We start from the raw sequence: 20,163 nt of genomic DNA on the forward strand, positions 1-20,163 counted from the left end.
GCGGAACGGGTCGGTAATCTCGCTAGGAGTAGCGGACCGCGTTCGGAGACAGCATGGCGCCCTGGGACCGACTGCCCGTTCCGCCGATCAGGCTGCCCCGGCCGAAGGGCCTGCCGTGGCCGGCGGGGCTGTCCTGGCCGGCGGGCCTGCCGTGGCCGTGGGGCCTCGCCCCCTACACCGTCGAGCGCGACCTGCCGGTGACCATGCCGGACGGCGTCGTCCTCCTCGCCGACCGGTACGTCCCGGCCGGGGTCGAGCGGCCCCCCACCATCCTCGTCCGCACCCCCTACGGGCGCCGCGGCCCCGCCGCCCTCGCCAACGGCCTGCTCTTCGTCCCGTTCGGCTTCCAGCTCGTCGTGCAGAGCGCCCGCGGGACGTCCGGGTCCGGCGGCGAGTTCGACCCCCTCGGCAGCGAGCGCACCGACGGGCTCGCCACCGTCGAGTGGCTGAAGCGGCAGCCCTGGTTCCACGGCTCGTTCGCCGCCTTCGGGCCGAGCTACCTCGGCTACGCGGCCTGGGCGATCGCCGCCGAGGCCGGGCCCGAGCTGAAGGCGATGTCCCTGCAGATCACCGCGTCCACCTTCCGGGACGCCGCCTACGTGGGCGGGTCGTTCGCCCTGGAGTCCACGCTCACCTGGACCGACCTCACGCACCGCCAGCAGCGGCGCCTCGGCATGCTGACCGCGCCGCTGACGTCGCGGCGCCGCGCCCTGCGCGCCGCCCGCTCCGGCCGCCCGCTCGCCGAGATGGACGTGGTGGCCGGCGGCGAGCCCATGCGCTTCTACCAGGACCTGCTCGCGGGCCACGGGGCCGCCAGCGGCTACTGGGACACCCGCGACTTCAGCGCCACGGTCGGCGAGGTCTCCGCGCCCGCCACCCTCCTCGGCGGCTGGTACGACGTGTTCCTGCCCTGGATGATCAAGGATTACCTGGCGCTGCGCGCCGCCGGGCACGTCCCGTACCTGACGATCGGCCCCTGGTGGCACACCGACGCCCGGCACGGCCTGCCGGCGATCCGCGAGTCGCTCGCCTGGTTCCGCGCCCACCTGCAGGGCGACCCGTCCGGGCTGCGGCGCGACCCCGTCCGCGTCTACGTCACCGGCGCCCGCGAGTGGCGGCACTACCGCGACTGGCCCCCGCCCGGCACGCGGCGGACGCGCTGGCACCTGCACGCCGGCGGCGGCCTCGGCGAGGACGGTCCGCGCGACGCCCCGCCCAGCCCCTACCGCTTCGACCCGGCCCGCCCGACGCCCGCGCTCGGCGGCCCCACCCTGCTGGGCAGCTCCCGCCCCGTCGACAACCGCCCTCTGGAGCGGCGGCCGGACGTGCTGGTCTTCACCTCCGCGCCCCTCGACGCCGACCTGGACGTCATCGGCCCGGTCGGCGCCGACCTGTTCGTCCGCTCCGACCGCGAGCACACCGACTTCGTCGTCCGGCTCTGCGACGTCTCCCCGGACGGGACGTCCCGCAACGTCTGCGAGGGCGGCCTGCGCCTGCCCTCCGCCGCGGCCGCGCCCGTCGGGACCGGCGGGGTGCTCCGCCTCGCCGTCGACCTGTGGCCCACCGGCCACCGGTTCCAGCGCGGCCACAGCGTCCGGGTCCACGTCACCAGCGGCGCCCACCCCAAGGTCGCCGTCAACCCCGGCACCGGCGAGCCCCTCGCCACCACCGCGACGAGGATGGTCACCGCCCGGCAGGAGGTCCTGCACGACCCCGACCACCCGTCCGCGATCATCCTCCCCGTCGCCGAACGCTCCCCCGAGGCCGCGGCACCGGCCCCTGAGGAGGACCCCACGTGACCGCGTCCAGGAGACGGCTCAGCGCACCCGGGAAATGATCGCCTTCGCCAGTTTCTTCGCGCTTCCGGGGGCGTGGTGGAGGTAGAGGGCGGGTTCGGCCAGTTCGAGCTCGATCAGCATCGGGGCGCCGTCCGGGCCGGGGATCATGTCGACGCGGGCGTAGAGGAGATCGTCGCCGTGCGGGACGGCGGCCAGGGCGCGGGCGGCCAGCTCCAGCTCGGCCTCGGTCGCCGTGGACGCGGTGACCTGCCCGCGCGCCGGGTCGTCCCGGACCGAGCCCTGGACGCCCGCCCCTGCGGCGAGGATCTGCGCCTTGCGCCCGGCGTGGCTGTACTCGCCGTCGAGGAAGACCAGCGCCGTCTCGCCGGCCGTGTCGACCGCGGACAGGTACGGCTGGACCATCGCCGTCCGGCCCGCCTCGCGCAGCGAGCGCAGGTGGGCGCGGGCCGCGTCCTCCTCGCCGGGGCCCCAGCGTGCGGTGTCGCCCGCGCCGATCGAGACGGCGGGCTTGACGACGAACTCCGGCCACTCGGACGGGATGTCGTCCGGATCCCAGAGGGTCGGGACGACGGGGACGCCCGCGGCGGCGAGGTCGCGCAGGTAGCGCTTGTCGGTGTTCCACCGCACGATCGCGGCGGGGTTGAGGACGCGGGGCAGGCTCTCCGCCCAGGCCACGAACTCGTCCCGCCGGGCGGTGTAGTCCCAGGTGGAGCGGATGACGACCAGGTCGTGGCGGGACCAGTCGACGTCGGCGTCCCAGGCGACGGGCTCGGCGCCGACGCCCTCGGCCGCCAGGGCGCCGATCAGGTCCTGGACGTCGTCGCTTCCGTCGGGCAGCAGGGAGCAGGTCGCGAGCGCGATGTTCACACGGGGGTTCATACGGGGGGGATTTCCTCTTCAGCGAACGGGACTGCCGGCGGCGCTCAGCGCGGCCTTGACGTCGGAGATCTTCAGCTCCCCGAAGTGGAAGACGCTGGCGGCGAGGACGGCGTCCGCGCCCGCCTCCACGGCCGGGGGGAAGTGCTCGACCGCGCCCGCGCCCCCGCTGGCGATCACCGGGACGGTGACGGCCTCCCGGACGAGGCGCAGCATCTCCAGGTCGAACCCGGCCTTGGTGCCGTCGGCGTCCATCGAGTTCAGCAGGATCTCCCCGACGCCGAGCTCCGCGCCGCGGCGGGCCCACCCGATCGCGTCGATGCCGGTGCCCTTGCGGCCGCCGTGCGTGGTGACCTCGAAGCCGGACGGCGTCCCCTCGGCGCGCCGCGCGTCCACCGACAGCACGACGCACTGCGACCCGAACCGGTGCGCGGCCTCCCGCAGGAACTCCGGCCGCGCGATCGCCGCGGTGTTGATCGAGACCTTGTCGGCGCCCGCGCGCAGCAGCCGGTCGACGTCCTCGACCGTGCGGATGCCGCCGCCGACCGTCAGCGGGATGAACACCTGCTCGGCGGTGCGCCGCACCACGTCGTAGGTCGTGGAGCGGTCGGCGCTGGAGGCGGTGATGTCCAGGAACGTCAGCTCGTCGGCGCCCTCGGCGTCGTAGCGGCGGGCCAGCTCCACGGGGTCGCCCGCGTCCCGCAGGTTCTGGAAGTTGACGCCCTTGACCACGCGCCCGGCGTCGACGTCCAGGCACGGGATCACCCGCACGGCGACGGTCACTTCACGGCCTCCAGGGCCTCTTCCAGCGTGAACGCCCCCGCGTAGAGGGCCTTGCCGACGATCGCGCCCTCGACGCCGTCGGGGACGAGCCCCGCCAGCGCCCGCAGGTCGTCCAGCGACGAGACGCCGCCGGAGGCGACGACGGGCCTGTCCGTCCGGGAGCACACCTCGCGCAGCAGCTCGGTGTTGGGGCCGCGCAGCGTCCCGTCCTTGGTGACGTCGGTGACCACGTACCGGGGGCAGCCGTCGTCCTCCAGCCGCGCGAGGACCTCCCACAGGTCGCCGCCCTCCCGCGTCCAGCCGCGCGCGGCCAGGGTCGTGCCCCGCACGTCCAGCCCCACCGCGATCCGGTCGCCGTGCGAGGCGATGATCTTGCGGCACCAGGCGGGGTCCTCCAGCGCGGCGGTGCCGATGTTGACCCGGGCGCACCCGGTGGCCAGGGCCGCCTCCAGCGACGCGTCGTCGCGGATGCCGCCCGACAGCTCGACCTTCACGTCCAGCTTCCCGGTCACCTCGGCCAGCAGCTCCCGGTTGGAGCCGCGCCCGAACGCCGCGTCGAGGTCCACCAGATGGATCCACTCCGCCCCCGCCCCCTGCCAGGCGAGCGCCGCCTCCAGGGGCGCGCCGTAGGAGGTCTCGGTGCCGGCCTCGCCCTGCACCAGCCGGACGGCCCGGCCGTCGGCGACGTCGACGGCGGGAAGGAGCGTCAGAGTCATGCGGAAACCCTATCGATGCAGATGGAACGAGTGCCTAGGCCAGGGTGGCGAGCCAGTTGCGCAGGAGCTGGGCGCCGGCGTCGCCGGACTTCTCCGGGTGGAACTGGGTGGCGCACAGGGGGCCGTTCTCCACCGCGGCGACGAAGCGGTCGCCGTGCTCGGACCAGGTGACCAGCGGCGCCGGGATGGTGCCGGTCGGGTCGGACTCCAGGTCCCAGCTGCGCGCGGCGTAGGAGTGGACGAAGTAGAAGCGCTCGCCGCGCAGGCCCTCGAAGAGCGCGGAGCCCTCGGGGGCCTCCACGGTGTTCCAGCCCATGTGGGGGACGACCGGGGCGTTCAGGCGGTCGACCGTGCCCGGCCACTCGTCGCAGCCCTGGGTGGTGACGCCGTGCTCGATGCCCTTGGAGAACAGGATCTGCATGCCGACGCAGATGCCGAGGACGGGGCGCCCGCCCGCCAGCCGGCGGCCGATGATCTGGTCGCCCTGCACCGAGCGCAGGCCCGCCATGCAGGCGGCGAACGCGCCGACGCCGGGAACGACCAGGCCGTCGGCGGCGAGCGCGGCGTCCCGGTCGGCGGTCACGGTTACCTCCGCGCCGGCGCGCGCCACGGCGCGCTCGGCCGAGCGCAGGTTCCCCGAGCCGTAGTCGAGGATGACGATCTTCTTCACGACCACATCACTCCCCCGGCGACCGCCATCCCGGCGAGCACCAGCAGGAGCACCGCGGCGATCTTGAGGCCCTGCTTGACGAAGCTGTACACGCCCGCCAGCAGGAACACCGCGACCGCGAAGATCGCCACCGTGCCGTAGGTGAGGTGCAGGCCACCGATCTCCACGGCTACAGGGCCCCCTTGGTGGAGGGGATGCCGTGCACCTTCGGGTCGAACGCCACGGCGTCGCGCAGCGCCCGGGCGAGGGCCTTGAACTGCGCCTCGACGATGTGGTGGGCGTTGCGTCCGTAGGGGACGTGGACGTGCAGCGCGACCCGCGCGTTCGACACGAACGACTCGAAGATGTGCCGGGTCATCGTGGTGTCGTACTCGGGGCCGATCATCGGCGCCATGCCGTCCGGCTCCACGTGCACCAGGTAGGGGCGCCCGGAGACGTCCACGGTGACCTGGGCGAGCGCCTCGTCGAGCGGGATGGAGGCGTCGGCGAAGCGGCGGATGCCGGCCTTGTCGCCGAGGGCCTCGCGGAACGCCGCGCCGAGCGCGATCGCGGTGTCCTCGATGGTGTGGTGGCTGTCGATGTGCAGGTCGCCGGTGGTCTTGACGGTCAGGTCGAACGACCCGTGCTTGCCGAGCTGCGCCAGCATGTGGTCGAAGAACCCCACGCCGGTCGCGACGTCGACCTGCCCGGTGCCGTCGAGGTCGATCTCGACGAGGACCTGGGTCTCCCCGGTCCCGCGCTCGACTCGTCCCTTGCGCGTCACAGACTCTCCTCGTTGTTCTCGGTGCCGGCTCCCCGCGCCCGGCGGAGCGCGGTGCGGAAGGCGGCCATCTCCTCCGGGGCGCCGACGCTGACCCGCAGCCACTCGGGCGGGCCCACCTCCCGGATCAGCACGCCGCTCTCCAGCAGGTCCTCCCAGACGCGGCGGCGGTCGGGGAACGTCCCGAACAGGACGAAGTTGGCGTCGGAGTCGGCGACCCGGAGCCCTTCGCCGCGCAGCCACGCCACGAGGTCGTCGCGCTCGCGGCGCAGGGCGTCGACGCCGCCGAGCAGCTCCTCGCCGTGGGCGAGGGCGGTGCGCGCCACGGCCTGGGTGACGGCCGACAGGTGGTAGGGCAGCCGGACGAGCAGCAGCGCGTCGATCACGGCCTGGCCGGCGGCCAGGTAGCCGAGCCGGGCCCCGGCCATCGCGAACGCCTTGGACATCGTCCGGGTGACGATCAGCCGCGGGTGGCCGTCCAGCAGCGTCAGCGCGGACGGGGTGCCCGCGCGGCGGAACTCGGCGTAGGCCTCGTCGACGACGACCATCCCGGGCGCGGCCGCCAGGACGGCCTCGATCGCGTCGAGGGGCAGCGCCGTGCCGGTCGGGTTGTTGGGCGAGGTCAGGAACACGACGTCGGGCCGGTGCTCCTCGACGGCCGCGACGGCGCGCTCGGGTTCGAGGCCGAAGTCCTCGTCGCGGAAGGCGTTCACCCAGCGGGTCCCGGACACCCCCGTGATGATCGGGTGCATCGAGTAGGACGGCTCGAAGCCGAGCGCGGTGCGGCCCGTCCCGCCGAACGCCTGCAGGATCTGCTGGATGATCTCGTTGGAGCCGTTCGCGGCCCACACCCGGGCCGCGGTGAGGCCCGCGCCGGGCGTGTCGGTGTTCAGGAACGCGGCGAGGTCCTCGCGGAGCGCGACCGCGTCCCGGTCGGGGTAGCGGTTCAGCGACCCGGCGACGTCCATGACGGCCTCGCCGAGGGCCTTCACGAGCCGCTCGGACGGCGGGTAGGGGTTCTCGTTGGTGTTCAGCGCGTACGGGACGTCCAGCTGGGGCGCACCGTAGGGCTCGCGGCCGCGCAGGTCGTCCCGCAGCGGCAGGTCGTTGAGCGAGGTCACGAAGGGGTCTCCCAGTCGAAGCGGGCCTGGAGCGCGGCGCCGTGGGCGGGAAGGTCCTCCGCCTCGGCGAGCGCGACGACGCGCGCGGTGGCGTCGGCGAGGGCGTCGCGGTCGTACTCGACGACGTGCACGCCGCGCAGGAACGACTGGACCGACAGCCCGGAGGAGTGGCAGGCGCACCCGCCGGTGGGCAGGACGTGGTTCGAGCCCGCCAGGTAGTCGCCGAGCGACACCGGCGCGTACCGGCCCACGAAGACGGCGCCGGCGTTGCGGACGCGCGCGGCGACCGCGGCGGCGTCGGCGGTCTGGATCTCCAGGTGCTCGGCGGCGTAGGCGTCCACGACCTTCAGTCCGTCCTCGACGCCGTCGACCAGGACGATGCCGGACTGCCGCCCGGCCAGCGCCTCGGTGATCCGCTCGACGTGGCGGGTGCGGGCGACCTGCGCCTTCAGCTCGGCCTCGACCTCGTCGGCGAGCCGCACCGAGTCGGTGACCAGGACGGCGGCGGCGAGCGTGTCGTGCTCGGCCTGGCTGATCAGGTCGGCGGCGACCTCCACCGGGTCGGCGGTGTCGTCGGCGAGGATCGCGATCTCCGTCGGGCCGGCCTCGGCGTCGATGCCGATCACGCCCTTGAGCAGCCGCTTGGCCGCGGCGACGTAGACGTTGCCGGGCCCGGTGACCAGGTCGGCGCGGGGGCACTCCTCGGTGCCGTAGGCGAACATCGCGATCGCCTGGGCGCCGCCCGCGGCGTACACCTCGTCGACCCCGAGCATCGCGCACGCGGCCAGGATCGAGGGGTGCGGCAGCCCGCCGAAGTCCTTCTGCGCGGGCGAGGTGACGGCGAGGGAGCCGACGCCCGCCTCCTGCGCGGGGACGACGTTCATGACCACGCTGGACGGGTAGACGGCGCGGCCGCCCGGCACGTACAGGCCCACGCGCCCGACCGGGACCCACCGCTCGGTGACGGTGCCGCCGGGCACGACCTGCGTGGTCACGTCGGTGCGGCGCTGCGCGCGGTGCACGGCCCGGGCGCGGCGGATGCTCTCCTCCAGCGCGTCCCGGACGGCCGGGTCGAGGCCGGTGAGCGCCCGGTGCACGGCCTCGACCGGGACCCGGACGCGCTCCAGCTCGACCCCGTCGAACCGGCTGGTGTGCTCCCGTACCGCCGCCGAGCCCCGATGGCGCACGTCCTCGCAGATGGGCCGCACCTTGTCCAGGGCGGCCTCGACGTCGAGTTCGGCGCGGGGCAGCACGGTGCGCAGGTCGCCCGGAAGCGAGCCGCGCAGGTCGATACGGGAAATCACCCGTCCAGTCTACGGAGTGCCCTCCGTCCCTCGCGCACCGTCTCACGTCCCGAGACGTCGTGTCGCCGCGGCCCGGCGGGTCAGACCCGGAGGGCGCCGTCCAGGACGGTGACGGCCCGGCCGGCCAGGGTCACCCGGTCGCCGTGCAGGGCCACGCGGACGTGCCCGCCGCGCGGCGACGCCTGGTAGCCGGTCAGGGCGTCGCGGCCGAGGCGCTCGGCCCAGTAGGGCGCGAGGGCGCAGTGGGCGGAGCCGGTCACCGGGTCCTCGGCGTCGCCGGGCAGGACTCGCGGAGCGAAGAAGCGGGACACGAAGTCGTGCTCCCGGCCGGGGCCGGCGGCCGCCGTGACGATCACACCGCGGGCGTCGATCCCGGCGAGCGCCCGGACGTCCGGGGCGAGGCCCCGCACGCAGTCCTCGTCCGGGACCTCGGCGAGCAGGTCGTTCTGGGCGTTGCGGCCGGTGTGCAGCACCTTGGCGCCGAGCGCCTCCGCGAGCCCTTCGGGCGCCTCGACGGGGTCGGCGCGCATCACCGGGAAGTCCATCGCCAGCGCGCCGTCCTCCTCTGGGGTGACGGTGAGGACGCCGCTTTTCAGCGTACGGAACCTGATCGGTTCGCCCGCCGCGGCCGTGCCCGTCTCGTAGAGGGCGTGGGCGGAACCGAGGGTGGCGTGCCCGCAGAGGGCGACCTCCGTCTTCGGGGTGAACCACCTCAGCTCGAAGTCGGCGTCCCCGTCCTGAACCGGCCGGACGAACGCCGTCTCGGAATGCCTCATCTCCGCGGCGACGCGCTGCATCCACCCGGCGTCGGCGGCGCCCGTGAGCAGGCACACTCCGGCGGGGTTGCCGGCGAACGCGCGGCCGGTGAAGGCGTCGACGACGAGCATCCTCATGGCGCCGACGCTACACCCGCTTCACGCCGTGAAAAATCTCCCCTTACCAAGATCATCATTTGCGACGTACCCTGGCGGCACGGGCGTTTCCGGTTGCGCCCAGGAACGCGGGAGAGAAGATGTGACCGAACGGCTCGCCCTGTTCCCCCTGGGCACCGTGCTGTTCCCCGGCCTGGTGCTCCCCCTGCACCTGTTCGAGGACCGCTACCGCCGGCTGGTCGGCGACCTCCTCGAACAGCCCGAGCCGCGCGCGTTCGGCGTCGTCGGCATCGAGCTCGGCCACGAGGTCGGCGAGGGCGCGGCGCACCGCCTCGCCGAGGTCGGCTGCGTCGCCGAGCTGCGCGAGGTGACGCCGCACCCCGACGGGCGGTACGACATCGTCGCCGTCGGCGCCCGGCGGTTCCGGCTGAAGGAGCTGGATCGGTCCAGGCCCTACCTGCGGGGCGAGGTCGAGTTCCTGCCCGAGGAGCCCGGCGCCGATCCGGGTCCCGCCGCGGCGCGCGTCCGGCGGCTGTTCCGGCTCTACCGTCGGCGCCTCGGCGCGGCCGGCGCCGGACCGCCAGAGGAGATCGAGCAGGCGGACGACCCCGTCGCGCTGTCGTACGCGGTCGCGGCGGCGCTCGTCCTGGACGGGCACGAGAAGCAGCGGCTGCTGGAGCACGAGGACGCGACGCTGCGCCTGGCGGCGGAGGCCGAGCTGCTGGCCAGGGAGAACCGCATCCTGGACGTGCTCCCGATGATCCCCGCCGGGCAGTTCCTTGACGGGTCGTTCACGCCGAACTGAGCGGGCGCGGCAGACTTCTCCCATGAGCACTGCCAAGGCCAAGGGCGGCAAGGGCACCCCCGCGACGATCGCCGCGGCGAAGGCCGGCGTCGACTTCACGCTGCACGCCTACGAGGCGGACCCGAACGCCGAGTCCTACGGGGAGGCCGCCGCGGACGCCCTCGGCGTCCCGCACGACCGGCTCTTCAAGACGCTGCTGGCCGAGGTCGACGGGAACCTCACCGTCGGCGTCGTCCCGGTGTCGTCCACCCTCGACCTGAAGGCGCTCGCGGCGGCGGCCGGCGGCAAGAAGGCGCGGATGGCCGACCCCCGCGACGCCGAGCGCGCCACCGGGTACGTCGTCGGCGGGATCAGCCCGCTCGGGCAGCGCAGGCGGCTGCCGACCGTGATCGACGCGTCGGTGTCAGGGCTCGCGACCGTCTACGTCTCGGCCGGCCGGCGCGGACTCCAGATCGAGCTCGTCCCCGCCGACCTCGTCCGCCTCACCGGCGCCCTCGTCGACGCCATCGCCCGCGGGTAGCCGCCGCACGACCAGCTCCAGCAGCCCGTAGGCGGCGACCGCCGGCAGCGCCCAGAACACCAGCACGCCCTTGGCGCGCAGGTCGGCGACGCCGGTGACGGTGGTGCCGTCGCGGCCGTGCCGGACCACGTCCTCGAAGTGCCCGAGCCCGACCAGGTGGCCGGTCTGCCAGGCGAGGACGGCCGCCGCGGCGCCGCCCACGGCCAGCCCGAGCAGCAGCGCGGAGTCGTTGCCGCGCCCGCCCGCCAGGTAGGCGCCGGCGCCGCACACGGCTCCGGCGACGAGCGCGATCAGAGCGAAGCGGACGTCGATACCGATCGGGCCCTGGCCTTCCGGGTCGGCCAGAAGGGCCTCACCCTGCACGACCACGTACGTCACCTTCGGGACCACCGCCGCCCACAGCAGGCCGGCGAGCGGCCCCAGCAGCGTGACGACGGCGCTGGTGACCGCCCAGATCGCCAAGAGCCTCCCGGTGGGTCGCCGCACCTCGTACGCTCCTAGTTGCAAGTCGTCCGACAGCGAAAGCCTAGCCTGCCCAGGTCAACCGATCGACTCTCGAAGGGTGTCCGATTCTCGCCCACGACGGCCCCGATTACTGGGATAATGTGCCCGACATGTCCGGATTCAGCCCCGCGTTCGAACGCCTCGGCGCCGCGCTGGCGGCCGTCGTCCTGCAGCAGCAGGAGACGCTCGCCGAGTTCCTGCCGCGCGAGGACTGGAGCGCCGACCTGACCGCCCGCACCTACACCAGCGGCGGCGTCACGGTCCGCGTCTCGCTGCTCGGCAGCTACGCCGCCCGCGAGCGCACCTGGCTGTGGGGCTGGGCCAACCCCCAGTTCGGCGACGCGCACCCCGCCGTCGCCCCCACGCTGGTCATCCGGACCCTCGGCGAACGGCTCGGCATCACCGAGTTCACCACCCCCGAGGTCGACCTGTCCTGGTACGAGGGCCCCGCCGGCCACGGCGGCGAACTGATCGCGATGGCCGCCGGCGGCGTCCTCGGCGGCGCCGGATACATCGGCGCCGGCTACGACGGCGGCTCCGCCTACCTGCACGTCGACGACCCCCAGGCACCGCCCGCCCAGTGGGACCCCGTCCCCCTCCCCCGCCTGCTGGCCAACGCAGCCAGCCTCTTCCCCCACGAGCCGCGCCTCACCCTCGCCGGGTTCCTGTCGCACCACCGCGTCCCCTACCGGCAGAGCGACGTCCTCACCGAAGTCGCCCTCCCCGGCGGCGGCACCGCCCGCGCCCACTTCGACGGCCTCGGCCGCTTCGTCGACTGGAGAGCTGAGCTTATTGCGGTTTCTTAGTTTTTCGGGCCTTGGGGGCCCGAAAAACTAAGAAACCGCGGGCGATCGCTGGCATCGCTTCGACTCGCCTGGCGGCTCGCTGCGCGATCAGGTTCTCGCAAGCTCGAACCTGCCTTCGGACGCGATCGCGAACCCTGAGGTCTCCGGTGGCTGAGGTGCCGGTTGCGGTTGTCGGGGGTGGTGGTTGTGGTTGCTGCGGGTGGTGGTTGCGGTTGCTGCGGGTGTTGGCTGCGGTCTGCGGCTCCTCGCCAGCCACAACCAGAGCGGCCAGGGTGACCCGTTAGGTGGCGCTGGGTGCGCCGTCATCCGCTATCGGCTAGGTCGGGCGCGGGCTCGCCTCCGGCGCGCCCCGGCGGGGGCGCGCCGGGCCGGCGGGGCTACGCCTGGGTCACCCTAGGCAGGACGGGCCCAGGAGTTGCTTCAGGTCGCCCATCAGGGCGGGGGACGGGGCCACGCGGAGTCGGTCGTCCAGGCGGACCACCGTTGTGCGGGGGCCGTTCTGGAGGTGGAGGTGCACCTCGGCGGTGCCGGGGTGGGTGATCAGCACCTCCTTGAGGCGGGACACCGTGGGGGGCGTGCAGCGGCCCAGCGGGAGCGTGACCGAGAGCGGGCCGGTCGCGTCGGTGACGCTGAGGTCGGGCTGGACGACCTCCATCGCGATGATCTTCGCTACGTCCTCGCGGCGGTCCAGGCGGCCCTTGACGACGAGGATGGCGTCCTCGGCGAGGAGGGTCGAGCACAGCTGGTAGGACGACGGGAAGCACATCACCTCGATGGAGCCGCCGAGGTCCTCCAGCTGGAACATGGCCCAGGAGTTGCCCTGCTTGGTGACCTTGCGCTGGAGGCCGGACAGCAGCCCGGCCACGATGACCACCTGGCCGTCGGGGCGCTCGCCGCCGTTCAGGACGGCGATCGTGCAGTCGGCCTCCCGCTCCAGGATGTGCTCGACGCCGAGGAGCGGGTGGTCCGACACGTAGAGGCCGAGCATCTCCCGCTCGAAGGCGAGAAGGGTCGTCTTGTCCCACTCCTCGCCCTCGGGGATCGCGACGGCGAACGCGTCCTCGCCGCCGTCGTCCTCCAGGGCGCCGAAGAGGGAGTCCTGGCCGACGGCCTCCTTGCGCTTGATGTCGATGACCGAGTCGATGGCCTGCTCGTGCACCATCAGCAGCGCCTTGCGCTGGTGGCCGAGCTCGTCGAACGCGCCCGCCTTGATCAGCGACTCCACGACCCGCTTGTTGCACACCGGCGGCGGGACCTTGTTGAGGAAGTCGTTGAAGTCGGTGTAGGCGCCCTTCTCGCGGCGGGCCGCGACGATCCCGTCCACGACGTTGGTGCCGACGTTGCGGACGGCCGACAGGCCGAAACGGATCTCGGTGTCGCCGAGCGGGGTGAAGTCGGCCTCGGACGTGTTGACGTCGGGCGGCAGCACCTTCAGGCCCATCCGGCGGCACTCCGACAGGTACAGGGCGCTCTTGTCCTTGTCGTCGCCGACGGAGGTGAGCACGCCCGCCATGTACTCGGCCGGGTAGTTCGCCTTGAGGTAGGCCGTCCAGTAGGAGACGAGGCCGTACGCGGCGGAGTGGGCCTTGTTGAAGGCGTAGTCGGAGAACGGGACGAGGATGTCCCACAGCGTCTTCACGGCCTCCTTGGAGAAGCCGTTGTCGATCATGCCCTGCTCGAACCCGACGAACTGGGCGTCCAGCTCGGCCTTCTTCTTCTTGCCCATGACGCGGCGGAGCAGGTCCGCCTTGCCGAGCGTGTAGCCCGCCACCTTCTGCGCGATCGCCATGACCTGCTCCTGGTAGACGATCAGGCCGTAGGTGGTGTCGAGGATCTCCCTGAGCGGCTCCTCCAGCTCCGGGTGGATCGGGGTGATCTCCTGCGCGCCGTTCTTGCGCAGCGCGTAGTTGGTGTGGGAGTTCGCGCCCATGGGGCCGGGCCGGTACAGGGCGCCGACGGCGGAGATGTCCTCGAAGTTGTCCGGCTTCATCAGCCGGAGCAGGGAGCGCATGGGGCCGCCGTCGAACTGGAACACGCCGAGGGTGTCGCCGCGGGCGAGCAGCTCGTAGGTCTTCTTGTCGTCCAGGGGGAGGGCGAGCAGGTCGACCTCGACGCCCTTGTTCTTGCGGATGCCCTGGAGCGCGTCGTCGATGATCGTCAGGTTGCGCAGGCCGAGGAAGTCCATCTTCAGCAGGCCGAGCGACTCGCAGGTCGGGTAGTCGAACTGCGTGATGATCGCCCCGTCGGCGTCCCGGCGCATGATCGGGATGTGGTCGGTGATCGTCTCGCCGGACATGATGACCCCGGCGGCGTGCACGCCGGTCTGGCGGATCAGCCCCTCCAGGCCCTGCGCCAGGTCCATGATCTGCTTGACGTCGGTCTCTTCCTCGTACAGCTTGCGCAGCTCGCCCGCCTCGCCGTAGCGCGGGTGCTTGTCGTCGAAGATGCCCGACAGCGGGATGTCCTTGCCCATGACGGCGGGCGGGAACGCCTTGGAGATCCGGTCGCCGAGCGCGTACGGGAAGCCGAGGACGCGGCCCGCGTCCTTGATGGCGGCCTTCGCCTTGATGGTGCCGAACGTGGCGATGAAGGAGACCTTGTCGGCGCCCCACTTCTCGGTCGTGTACTTGATGACCTCGGCCCGCCGGTCTTCAGGGAAGTCGATGTCGATGTCGGGCATGGACGCGCGCTCGGGGTTCAGGAACCGCTCGAAGATCAGCCCGTGCGGGATGGGGTCGAGGTCGGTGATGCCCATCGCGTAGGCGATCAGCGAGCCCGCGGCGCTGCCTCGCCCCGGGCCGACCAGGATGCCGTTCTCCTTGGCCCACATGATGAAGTCGGCGACGACGAGGAAGTAGGACGGGTACCCCTTGCCGAGGATGACGCCCATCTCGTACTCGGCCTGCTCCTTGTAGCCGTCCGGGAGGCCGTCGGGGAAGCGGCGCTCCAGGCCCTTCCAGACCTCCTTGCGGAACCAGCTCTCCTCGGTCTCGCCCTCCGGGACGGGGAAGCGGGGGCTGAGGTCGCGGTACTCGAACATCCCGGCGGGGTCGACGCGCTCGGCGATCAGCAGGGTGTTCCTGCAGCCCTCGGCCCAGATGTCGGAGGAGTCGATGGCGCGCATCTCCTCGGCGGTCTTGAGGTAGTAGCCGCTGCCGTCGAACCGGAACCGGTCGGGGTCGGCGAGCTGCTTGCCCACCTGCACGCACAGCAGCGCGTCGTGGGCGGTGGCCTCGGACTCGTGCGTGTAGTGGGAGTCGTTGGTGACGACCGGCGGGATGTTCAGCCGCTTGCTGATCTCGATGAGGCCGTCGCGGACGCGGCGCTCGATCTCGAGGCCGTGGTCCATCAGCTCCAGGAAGTAGTTCTCCTTGCCGAGGATGTCCTGGAAGTTCGCGGCGGCCTTCAGCGCCTCGTCGAACTGGCCGAGCCGCAGCCGGGTCTGGACCTTGCCGGACGGGCAGCCGGTGGTGGCCATGAGGCCCTCGGAGTGCTCGGCGAGCAGCTCCTCGTCCATGCGCGCGTACTTGAAGACGAAGCCCTCGGTGTAGGCGCGGCTGGAGAGCTTGAACAGGTTGTGCAGGCCCGCCCTGTTCCGCGCCCACAGCGTCATGTGGTTGATCAGGCCGCCGCCGGAGACGTCGTCGCGCTTCTGGCTCGGCTCACCCCACTGGACCTTCTTCTTGTGGTAGCGGGACTCCGGCGCCATGTAGGCCTCGATGCCGATGATCGGGGTCACGCCGGCCGCGGTCGCCTGCTTGTGGAAGTCGTAGGCGCCGTGCATGTTGCCGTGGTCGGTCATCGCGATCGCCGGCATCTTCTGCCGGCCGACCTCCTCGAACATCTGCTTCAACCGCGCGGCTCCGTCGAGCATGGAGTACTCGGTGTGAACGTGCAGGTGAACGAAAGAGTCGGCCATGCGTGCTGCGCCTCCTGCTCGTCGCATGCGACCGCCCACGTGCGGGGTCGGCACGTGGTCGCGGCTCGGTACCGGGGGAACGTCGTCGGGCCGGCGGGCGCCGGAACGACGCGGCTCTGAGAGCCTAACCCGCATCCCTGGTCACTCGCGCCCCGACGCGCCCAATCCCCGGGGGCCCCCTTCCGGTCGTCTCGGAACCCGGGACGGGATGTCCGGAGTTTGGCCCGCCGGGCGGCACGGCATACGATCGTCCCGTGGAACGTCGCCATCTCAGGTTTACGCAGCCGGCTCCGGGTGAGCCGGTCGCCCGCGCGACCTAGCGACGACCCCGGAGCCGGCCGAGGCGGAGTCCCCGTGGACTCCGCCTTTCTTCTGGAGCAGCCTTTTCGCTGATCAGGCGCGGCCCGGGGCACCCGCTCCCCCGCCCGGAAGGGCCGCGCGAGAGGGGATCCGAGATGAACGACCAGGTGATCGACCACGTCGGCGCGGACGCGGCGTGCCCGGTCCGCGAGCCGTCCGGCGAGATGCGGGTCGCGCTGCCGTCGGCCGCCGACGTCACCACGCTCGCCGAGGCCCGCGAGGCGATCGACGGCCTCGACGCCGCCCTCGCGACGCTGCTGGAGCACCGCACCGCGGTCGCCGCCGTCGTCCAGCGGCTCAAGCCGGTCGGCGGCTTCGCCGGCCGCGACCCCGAGCGCGAGCGGCGGATCGTCGAGGCCATGGCGGTGCGCGCCCCCTCCCTCGGCCCGGAACGGCTCGCCCCCATCGTGAACGCGATCATCGAGGCGGGGCTGGACGCGGCCGAGTCCGGCCGATGAGCGCGCCCGGGTCCGCGCGGGCGGCCGGTGAGGACGTCCCGGACGAGACCGCTCCGGAGGCGGGCGAATCGGACGAGGCCGCGCGGGCCGCAGCCATACGCCACGGGCTCAGCGTGGGCATCGCCGTCGGGGTGTCCGGCCTGGCGTTCGGCGCCGCGGCGGTCACGGCGGGGCTCACGGTCGCGCAGGCGTGCGCGCTGAGCCTCCTGGCGTTCACCGGCGCGTCCCAGTTCGCGCTGGCCGGGGTGATCGGCGGGGGCGGCGGGCTCGTCGCCGGGACCCTCGGCGCGGTGCTGCTCGGCGGCCGCAACGCGCTGTACGGGATGCGGCTCGCGGCGACGCTCGGCGTGCGCGGCCGGCGCAGGCTCGCCGCCGCGCACGTCGTCATCGACGAGACGGCCGCCGTGGCGACCGCCCAGCGCGGCCGGGCCGCGGCCCGCGCCGGGTTCTACACGACGGCGATCACCCTCTACCTGGCGTGGAACCTCACCACGCTGCTGGGCGCGGTGGGCGCGGCGCGGCTGGGCGATCCCGAGGCCGTGGGCCTGGACGTCCTCGGTCCGGCGGCGTTCCTCGCCCTGCTCTGGCCCCGGCTCACGAGCGGGCGGACCGCGGTCCGCGTCGCCGTCGCGGCGGCGGTGATCGCGGTGGCGGCGACGCCGGTGCTGCCGCCGGGCGTGCCGGTCATGCTGGCCGCCGTCGCCGCGCTGCCCGCCCTGCTCGGCCGGAGGACCGCGCCGTGAGCGTCTGGATCGCGGTGATCGCCACCGGGCTCGGCTGCTACGCGCTGAAGCTCGGCGGGCTCCTCACCCCGCGCCGCATGCTGGACGACCCCCGGGTGCGCCGGTTCACCGAACTGGTCCCCGTGGCCCTGCTCACCGCGCTGATCGCCGTCCAGGCGCTCGCCGACGGCCGGGCCCTCGATCTCGACGCCGCGCGGCTGGCGGGCCTGGGCGCCGCCGTCGCCGCGCTCCTGCTGCGCGCGCCGTTCCTGGTGGTGCTGGTCGTCGCGGCCGCTGTCGCGGCGGGGCTGCGCCTCCTCGGTCTCTGAGGGGCGCTCTGTCCTGCATTCAGGACTCGGCAGCGACGATCTCCAGGGCGTGGGCCAGGTCGTCCGGGTAGGGGCTCTCGAACTCCACCCACTCGCCCTTGGTGGGGTGCTCGAACCCGAGCCGCACAGCGTGCAGCCACTGCCGCCTGAGGCCGAGGCGCTCCGCCAGGGTCGGGTCGGCTCCGTAGGCCATGTCGCCCACGCACGGATGCCGGATCGCCGACATGTGGACGCGGATCTGGTGCGTGCGGCCCGTCTCCAGGTCGATGTCGAGCAGCGACGCCGCCCGGAACGCCTCGACGGTGTCGTAGTGGGTGACGGACGGCTTCCCGCCCGCGACGACCGCGAACCGGCCGTCGCCGGAGGGGTGCCGGTCGATGGGGGCGTCGACCGTCCCGCGGAAGGGGTCGGGATGGCCCTGGACGAGCGCCTGGTAGCGCTTGTCGATGCGGCGCTCCTTGAACGCGCGCTTGAGCCGCGAGTAGGCGACCTCGCTCTTCGCCACGACCATGGCGCCGGTGGTGTTGGCGTCGAGCCGGTGCACGATCCCCTGCCGCTCGGACGCGCCGCTGGTGGCGATCGTGTGCCCGGCCCCGAGCAGCCCGCCGAGGACGGTCGGGCCCGTCCATCCGGTGGTCGGGTGGGCGGCGACGCCGACCGGCTTGTTCACCACGACGATGTCGTCGTCCTCGAACAGCACGCCCATCCCGGGGACGGGCTCGGCGACCGGGGCGGGCGGCGCGGGAGGCGGCGGGAGCGTGACCTCCAGCCACGCGCCGGCGTGCAGCCGCTCGGACTTGGTGGCCACCGGCGCGCCGTCCAATGCCACGTCGCCCGCGGCGATGATGTCGGCGGCGCTGCCGCGCGACAGCCCGAACAGGCGCGCCAGGGCGGCGTCGATCCGCTCGCCCTCCAGGCCGTCGGGGACGTGGAGGCTCCGCACGTCGCCCATCACGACTTCTCCTCGGGGGCCGGAACCTCGGCCTCTCCCTCGGGCTCGCCTGCGGCCGCGCGCTCGGTGGCACGGCCCTCGGCGGCGGCCTCCCCCCTGCCGGAGGACGTCTCCGCTTCCGGGCCCTCGTCCGAGTCCGGGGTCTCGCCGGCGCCGGAGCCCTCGTCCTTGAGGCGCGTCCCGTCCACCTGGAGGCCGCGCGCCGCCAGCAGGACGGCCAGCACGCCGCCGCAGACGATCGCGGAGTCGGCCAGGTTGAACACCGGCCAGTGCGGCAGCTGGATCCAGTCGACGACGTGGCCCTTCAGCGGGGCCGGGGCCCGCAGCAGCCGGTCGATGAGGTTGCCGATCGCGCCGCCCAGCAGCAGCCCGAGGCAGACCGCCCACGGCGCGCTGCGCAGGTTCCGGGCGGTCCGCAGGATCGCCACGACCACCCCGCAGGCGATCAGCGTGAACACGATGGTGTAGCCGGTGCCGATCGAGAACGCGGCGCCGCTGTTGCGGGTCTCGCGCAGCGTCAGCAGGCCGCCGAGCAGCCGGACCGGCGCGCGGTCCTGCAGCGTCGACACCACGATGATCTTGGACACGATGTCGGCGGCGAGCGCGGCCAGGGCCACGGCGACCAGCACGCCGACGCGGCGCGGCCGGGGAGACTCCGCGGTCTCCCCGGCCTGCCGCTCTGGGTTCGTTGAGTCGCTCAGCGACGTTCCTCGCGTTGTTTGCATGTCACACACAGGGTCGCACGCGGGAAGGCCTGGAGGCGCGCCTTGCCGATCGGCCTGGCGCAGGACTCGCAGATCCCGTACGTGCCGGCGTCCATCCGCTGGACGGCCCGCTCGATCTGGGCGAGCAGGTCCTGTGAATTGTAGGCCAGCGCGAGCTCGTGTTCGCGCTCGTAGGTCTTGGCGCCCGCGTCGGCCTGGTCGTCGCCGGCCCCGTCGCTGGCGTCGCCCTCGGCGATCTGGCTGGCGGACGCGGCGATCTCGCTGCGCAGCCCCTCGATCTGCTCCTCCAGGCCCGCCCGCACCTCCGCCAGCTCCGCCGGCGTCCACTGGTGCTCCCCCTCGCGGACCGGCAGCTCCGCGGCGGCCGTCCTGGCAGGCTCACGCACGTCCGGCGGCGCCCCGCCGGTCTTGGCGGCCGTCCCGGCCCCGCCCGGTTTCCCGGGCCGACGCCCGGCCGCCTTGCCCGGCTTCACGGCGGTGCCCTTCGCCGGGTTCTTGGCGGCGCCCGCCTCGACCGCGTCAACCGCGTCGACCGCGTCGACCGCGTCCTTTCCCGCCCCGCCCTTTCCGGCGGCGCCCTTTCCCGGGGCGTCTTTCTCAGCCGTGCCTTTTCCTGCTGCGCCTTTCTCCGCCGCACCCGTTCTCGCGTCCGTCCTCGCGGCGGGCGGCCGGGTCTGGGACGGCCGAGCCGTGCCCCGGCTCTTGCTTGCGGCGGGCGTCGCGCCCCTCATCGCGCCGGCCATGTCGGCCTCCCTCGCGCTGGTCGCCTCAACGGGCAGTGCGGGCAGCATTGGTCCCCTCTCTCGGGCACGGTAAACAACCTGGGCCGTGTTACCGACCGCTTATGCCCGGTCGCCGAACGCATGGAAACTCCCCCGCCGCGCACGAGATCGCAAAGGAACCGTGTCCCCGGGGAGGGAAAAGGGGAAGAGGCGGGGCCCGGCGTGCGTTAAAGTCGGGACGAGCAGTCGCATGGCAGGCACTGATGGGGACACCTGCCGCCGCACGCAGCCATGAGCGACCCGGGGACGGTGCGAGCCCGGGGGCGAGCCCGGCGGTCTGATCACCCCGGAGCCGCCGGAAGAACCGCCCCGCCGAGGGGCCCAGTAGACCCGGCCGCCCAGACTGGAACGAAGCGGACCGCGCCGCACGGGCACGGTCA

General features: G+C 73.4%; 21 protein-coding genes. 7 read left to right on the top strand and 14 right to left on the bottom strand.

The annotated features are described in order from the left end of the window. Positions 1-53 precede the first annotated feature (53 nt). Positions 54-1,799, top strand: a complete 1,746-nt coding sequence (locus ABD944_RS12230; protein ID WP_345175440.1) for a CocE/NonD family hydrolase — start codon at positions 54-56, stop codon at positions 1,797-1,799. Between the two features lie 18 nt (positions 1,800-1,817). Here ABD944_RS12230 and ABD944_RS12235 read toward each other — a convergent pair whose 3' ends face one another. The 9 genes from ABD944_RS12235 to ABD944_RS12275 all read right to left on the bottom strand — a co-directional run bounded on the left by ABD944_RS12235 (position 1,818) and on the right by ABD944_RS12275 (position 8,922). Continuing rightward, positions 1,818-2,678: an ATP-grasp domain-containing protein gene (locus ABD944_RS12235; protein ID WP_345175442.1), complete on the bottom strand. Its 861-nt coding sequence runs from the start codon at positions 2,676-2,678 to the stop codon at positions 1,818-1,820. 18 nt (positions 2,679-2,696) lie between these two features. Then, positions 2,697-3,458, bottom strand: a complete 762-nt coding sequence (gene hisF / locus ABD944_RS12240) for an imidazole glycerol phosphate synthase subunit HisF (RefSeq protein ID WP_345175444.1) — start codon at positions 3,456-3,458, stop codon at positions 2,697-2,699. Next, the gene (gene priA, locus ABD944_RS12245) at positions 3,455-4,174 is read right to left on the bottom strand and encodes a bifunctional 1-(5-phosphoribosyl)-5-((5-phosphoribosylamino)methylideneamino)imidazole-4-carboxamide isomerase/phosphoribosylanthranilate isomerase PriA (RefSeq protein ID WP_345175446.1); all 720 of its coding nucleotides are present in this window, start codon (positions 4,172-4,174) and stop codon (positions 3,455-3,457) included. The genes hisF and priA overlap by 4 nt, the downstream gene beginning before the upstream one ends. A 34-nt stretch (positions 4,175-4,208) precedes the next feature. Next, positions 4,209-4,844: an imidazole glycerol phosphate synthase subunit HisH gene (gene hisH / locus ABD944_RS12250; protein ID WP_378189120.1), complete on the bottom strand. Its 636-nt coding sequence runs from the start codon at positions 4,842-4,844 to the stop codon at positions 4,209-4,211. Then, a complete protein-coding gene (locus ABD944_RS12255; RefSeq protein ID WP_345175450.1) occupies positions 4,841-5,011 on the bottom strand; it encodes a hypothetical protein in 171 nt (56 codons plus the stop codon). Before ABD944_RS12255 ends, hisH begins: the two co-directional genes overlap by 4 nt. Before the next feature lie 2 nt (positions 5,012-5,013). Beyond that, positions 5,014-5,607, bottom strand: coding sequence for an imidazoleglycerol-phosphate dehydratase HisB (gene hisB / locus ABD944_RS12260; protein ID WP_345175452.1), 594 nt, complete (start codon positions 5,605-5,607; stop codon positions 5,014-5,016). Further along, positions 5,604-6,725, bottom strand: coding sequence for a histidinol-phosphate transaminase (locus tag ABD944_RS12265; protein WP_345175454.1), 1,122 nt, complete (start codon positions 6,723-6,725; stop codon positions 5,604-5,606). The genes hisB and ABD944_RS12265 overlap by 4 nt, the downstream gene beginning before the upstream one ends. After that, positions 6,722-8,029, bottom strand: a complete 1,308-nt coding sequence (gene hisD, locus ABD944_RS12270) for a histidinol dehydrogenase (protein WP_345175455.1) — start codon at positions 8,027-8,029, stop codon at positions 6,722-6,724. The genes ABD944_RS12265 and hisD overlap by 4 nt, the downstream gene beginning before the upstream one ends. Positions 8,030-8,109: 80 nt before the next feature. After that, positions 8,110-8,922: a PhzF family phenazine biosynthesis protein gene (locus ABD944_RS12275; RefSeq protein WP_345175456.1), complete on the bottom strand. Its 813-nt coding sequence runs from the start codon at positions 8,920-8,922 to the stop codon at positions 8,110-8,112. 121 nt (positions 8,923-9,043) lie between these two features. Here ABD944_RS12275 and ABD944_RS12280 point away from each other — a divergent pair, with 121 nt between their 5' ends. Beyond that, on the top strand, positions 9,044-9,706 hold the full coding sequence (locus tag ABD944_RS12280; protein ID WP_345175458.1) for an LON peptidase substrate-binding domain-containing protein: 663 nt from the start codon (positions 9,044-9,046) through the stop codon (positions 9,704-9,706). A gap of 22 nt (positions 9,707-9,728) precedes the next feature. Beyond that, entirely contained in the window at positions 9,729-10,226 is a 498-nt protein-coding gene (gene ybaK, locus ABD944_RS12285; protein WP_345175460.1) for a Cys-tRNA(Pro) deacylase, read from the top strand. Here ybaK and ABD944_RS12290 read toward each other — a convergent pair. Further along, complete coding sequence (locus ABD944_RS12290) at positions 10,110-10,712, bottom strand: hypothetical protein (RefSeq protein ID WP_345175462.1); 603 nt, start codon at positions 10,710-10,712, stop codon at positions 10,110-10,112. The two genes, ybaK and ABD944_RS12290, sit on opposite strands and share 117 nt — an antisense overlap. A gap of 128 nt (positions 10,713-10,840) precedes the next feature. On the opposite strand from ABD944_RS12290, the gene ABD944_RS12295 reads away from it, so the two are divergent. Further along, positions 10,841-11,536: a DUF6882 domain-containing protein gene (locus tag ABD944_RS12295; RefSeq protein ID WP_345175463.1), complete on the top strand. Its 696-nt coding sequence runs from the start codon at positions 10,841-10,843 to the stop codon at positions 11,534-11,536. A gap of 388 nt (positions 11,537-11,924) precedes the next feature. Here the strand turns inward: ABD944_RS12295 and dnaE are convergent, their stop codons facing one another. Beyond that, positions 11,925-15,455 (bottom strand): DNA polymerase III subunit alpha, encoded by a 3,531-nt coding sequence (gene dnaE / locus ABD944_RS12300; protein WP_345175465.1) that lies wholly within the window; start codon positions 15,453-15,455, stop codon positions 11,925-11,927. 455 nt (positions 15,456-15,910) lie between these two features. On the opposite strand from dnaE, the gene ABD944_RS12305 reads away from it, so the two are divergent. From ABD944_RS12305 to ABD944_RS12315, 3 genes are all read left to right on the top strand, one after another. After that, positions 15,911-16,273 (top strand): chorismate mutase, encoded by a 363-nt coding sequence (locus ABD944_RS12305; protein ID WP_378189125.1) that lies wholly within the window; start codon positions 15,911-15,913, stop codon positions 16,271-16,273. 95 nt (positions 16,274-16,368) lie between these two features. Next, entirely contained in the window at positions 16,369-17,016 is a 648-nt protein-coding gene (locus ABD944_RS12310; protein WP_345175622.1) for an AzlC family ABC transporter permease, read from the top strand. Next, positions 17,013-17,324, top strand: coding sequence for an AzlD domain-containing protein (locus ABD944_RS12315; RefSeq protein ID WP_345175467.1), 312 nt, complete (start codon positions 17,013-17,015; stop codon positions 17,322-17,324). Before ABD944_RS12310 ends, ABD944_RS12315 begins: the two co-directional genes overlap by 4 nt. A gap of 19 nt (positions 17,325-17,343) precedes the next feature. Here the strand turns inward: ABD944_RS12315 and ABD944_RS12320 are convergent, their stop codons facing one another. The 3 genes from ABD944_RS12320 to ABD944_RS12330 are packed head-to-tail and all read right to left on the bottom strand — an operon-like array spanning position 17,344 to position 19,387. After that, complete coding sequence (locus tag ABD944_RS12320; protein WP_345175469.1) at positions 17,344-18,276, bottom strand: RluA family pseudouridine synthase; 933 nt, start codon at positions 18,274-18,276, stop codon at positions 17,344-17,346. Further along, positions 18,276-19,001: a signal peptidase II gene (gene lspA / locus ABD944_RS12325; protein ID WP_345175472.1), complete on the bottom strand. Its 726-nt coding sequence runs from the start codon at positions 18,999-19,001 to the stop codon at positions 18,276-18,278. Before lspA ends, ABD944_RS12320 begins: the two co-directional genes overlap by 1 nt. Further along, on the bottom strand, positions 18,974-19,387 hold the full coding sequence (locus tag ABD944_RS12330) for a TraR/DksA family transcriptional regulator (protein WP_345175625.1): 414 nt from the start codon (positions 19,385-19,387) through the stop codon (positions 18,974-18,976). Before ABD944_RS12330 ends, lspA begins: the two co-directional genes overlap by 28 nt. Positions 19,388-20,163: the final 776 nt, after the last annotated feature.

It is taken from the genome of Actinomadura verrucosospora (assembly GCF_039540335.1).
Taxonomy (GTDB): domain Bacteria; phylum Actinomycetota; class Actinomycetes; order Streptosporangiales; family Streptosporangiaceae; genus Spirillospora; species Spirillospora verrucosospora.

What these genes read in the sequence shown, in the direction of transcription:
- ABD944_RS12230 (WP_345175440.1), top strand. Translation starts at nt 54, where the DNA reads ATGGCGCCCTGGGACCGACTGCCCGTTCCGCCGATCAGGCTGCCCCGG.
- ABD944_RS12235 (WP_345175442.1), bottom strand. Translation starts at nt 2,678, where the DNA reads ATGAACCCCCGTGTGAACATCGCGCTCGCGACCTGCTCCCTGCTGCCC.
- priA (WP_345175446.1), bottom strand. Translation starts at nt 4,174, where the DNA reads ATGACTCTGACGCTCCTTCCCGCCGTCGACGTCGCCGACGGCCGGGCC.
- ABD944_RS12275 (WP_345175456.1), bottom strand. Translation starts at nt 8,922, where the DNA reads ATGAGGATGCTCGTCGTCGACGCCTTCACCGGCCGCGCGTTCGCCGGC.
- ybaK (WP_345175460.1), top strand. Translation starts at nt 9,729, where the DNA reads ATGAGCACTGCCAAGGCCAAGGGCGGCAAGGGCACCCCCGCGACGATC.
- ABD944_RS12295 (WP_345175463.1), top strand. Translation starts at nt 10,841, where the DNA reads ATGTCCGGATTCAGCCCCGCGTTCGAACGCCTCGGCGCCGCGCTGGCG.
- dnaE (WP_345175465.1), bottom strand. Translation starts at nt 15,455, where the DNA reads ATGGCCGACTCTTTCGTTCACCTGCACGTTCACACCGAGTACTCCATG.
- ABD944_RS12305 (WP_378189125.1), top strand. Translation starts at nt 15,911, where the DNA reads ATGAACGACCAGGTGATCGACCACGTCGGCGCGGACGCGGCGTGCCCG.
- ABD944_RS12320 (WP_345175469.1), bottom strand. Translation starts at nt 18,276, where the DNA reads ATGGGCGACGTGCGGAGCCTCCACGTCCCCGACGGCCTGGAGGGCGAG.
- lspA (WP_345175472.1), bottom strand. Translation starts at nt 19,001, where the DNA reads ATGCAAACAACGCGAGGAACGTCGCTGAGCGACTCAACGAACCCAGAG.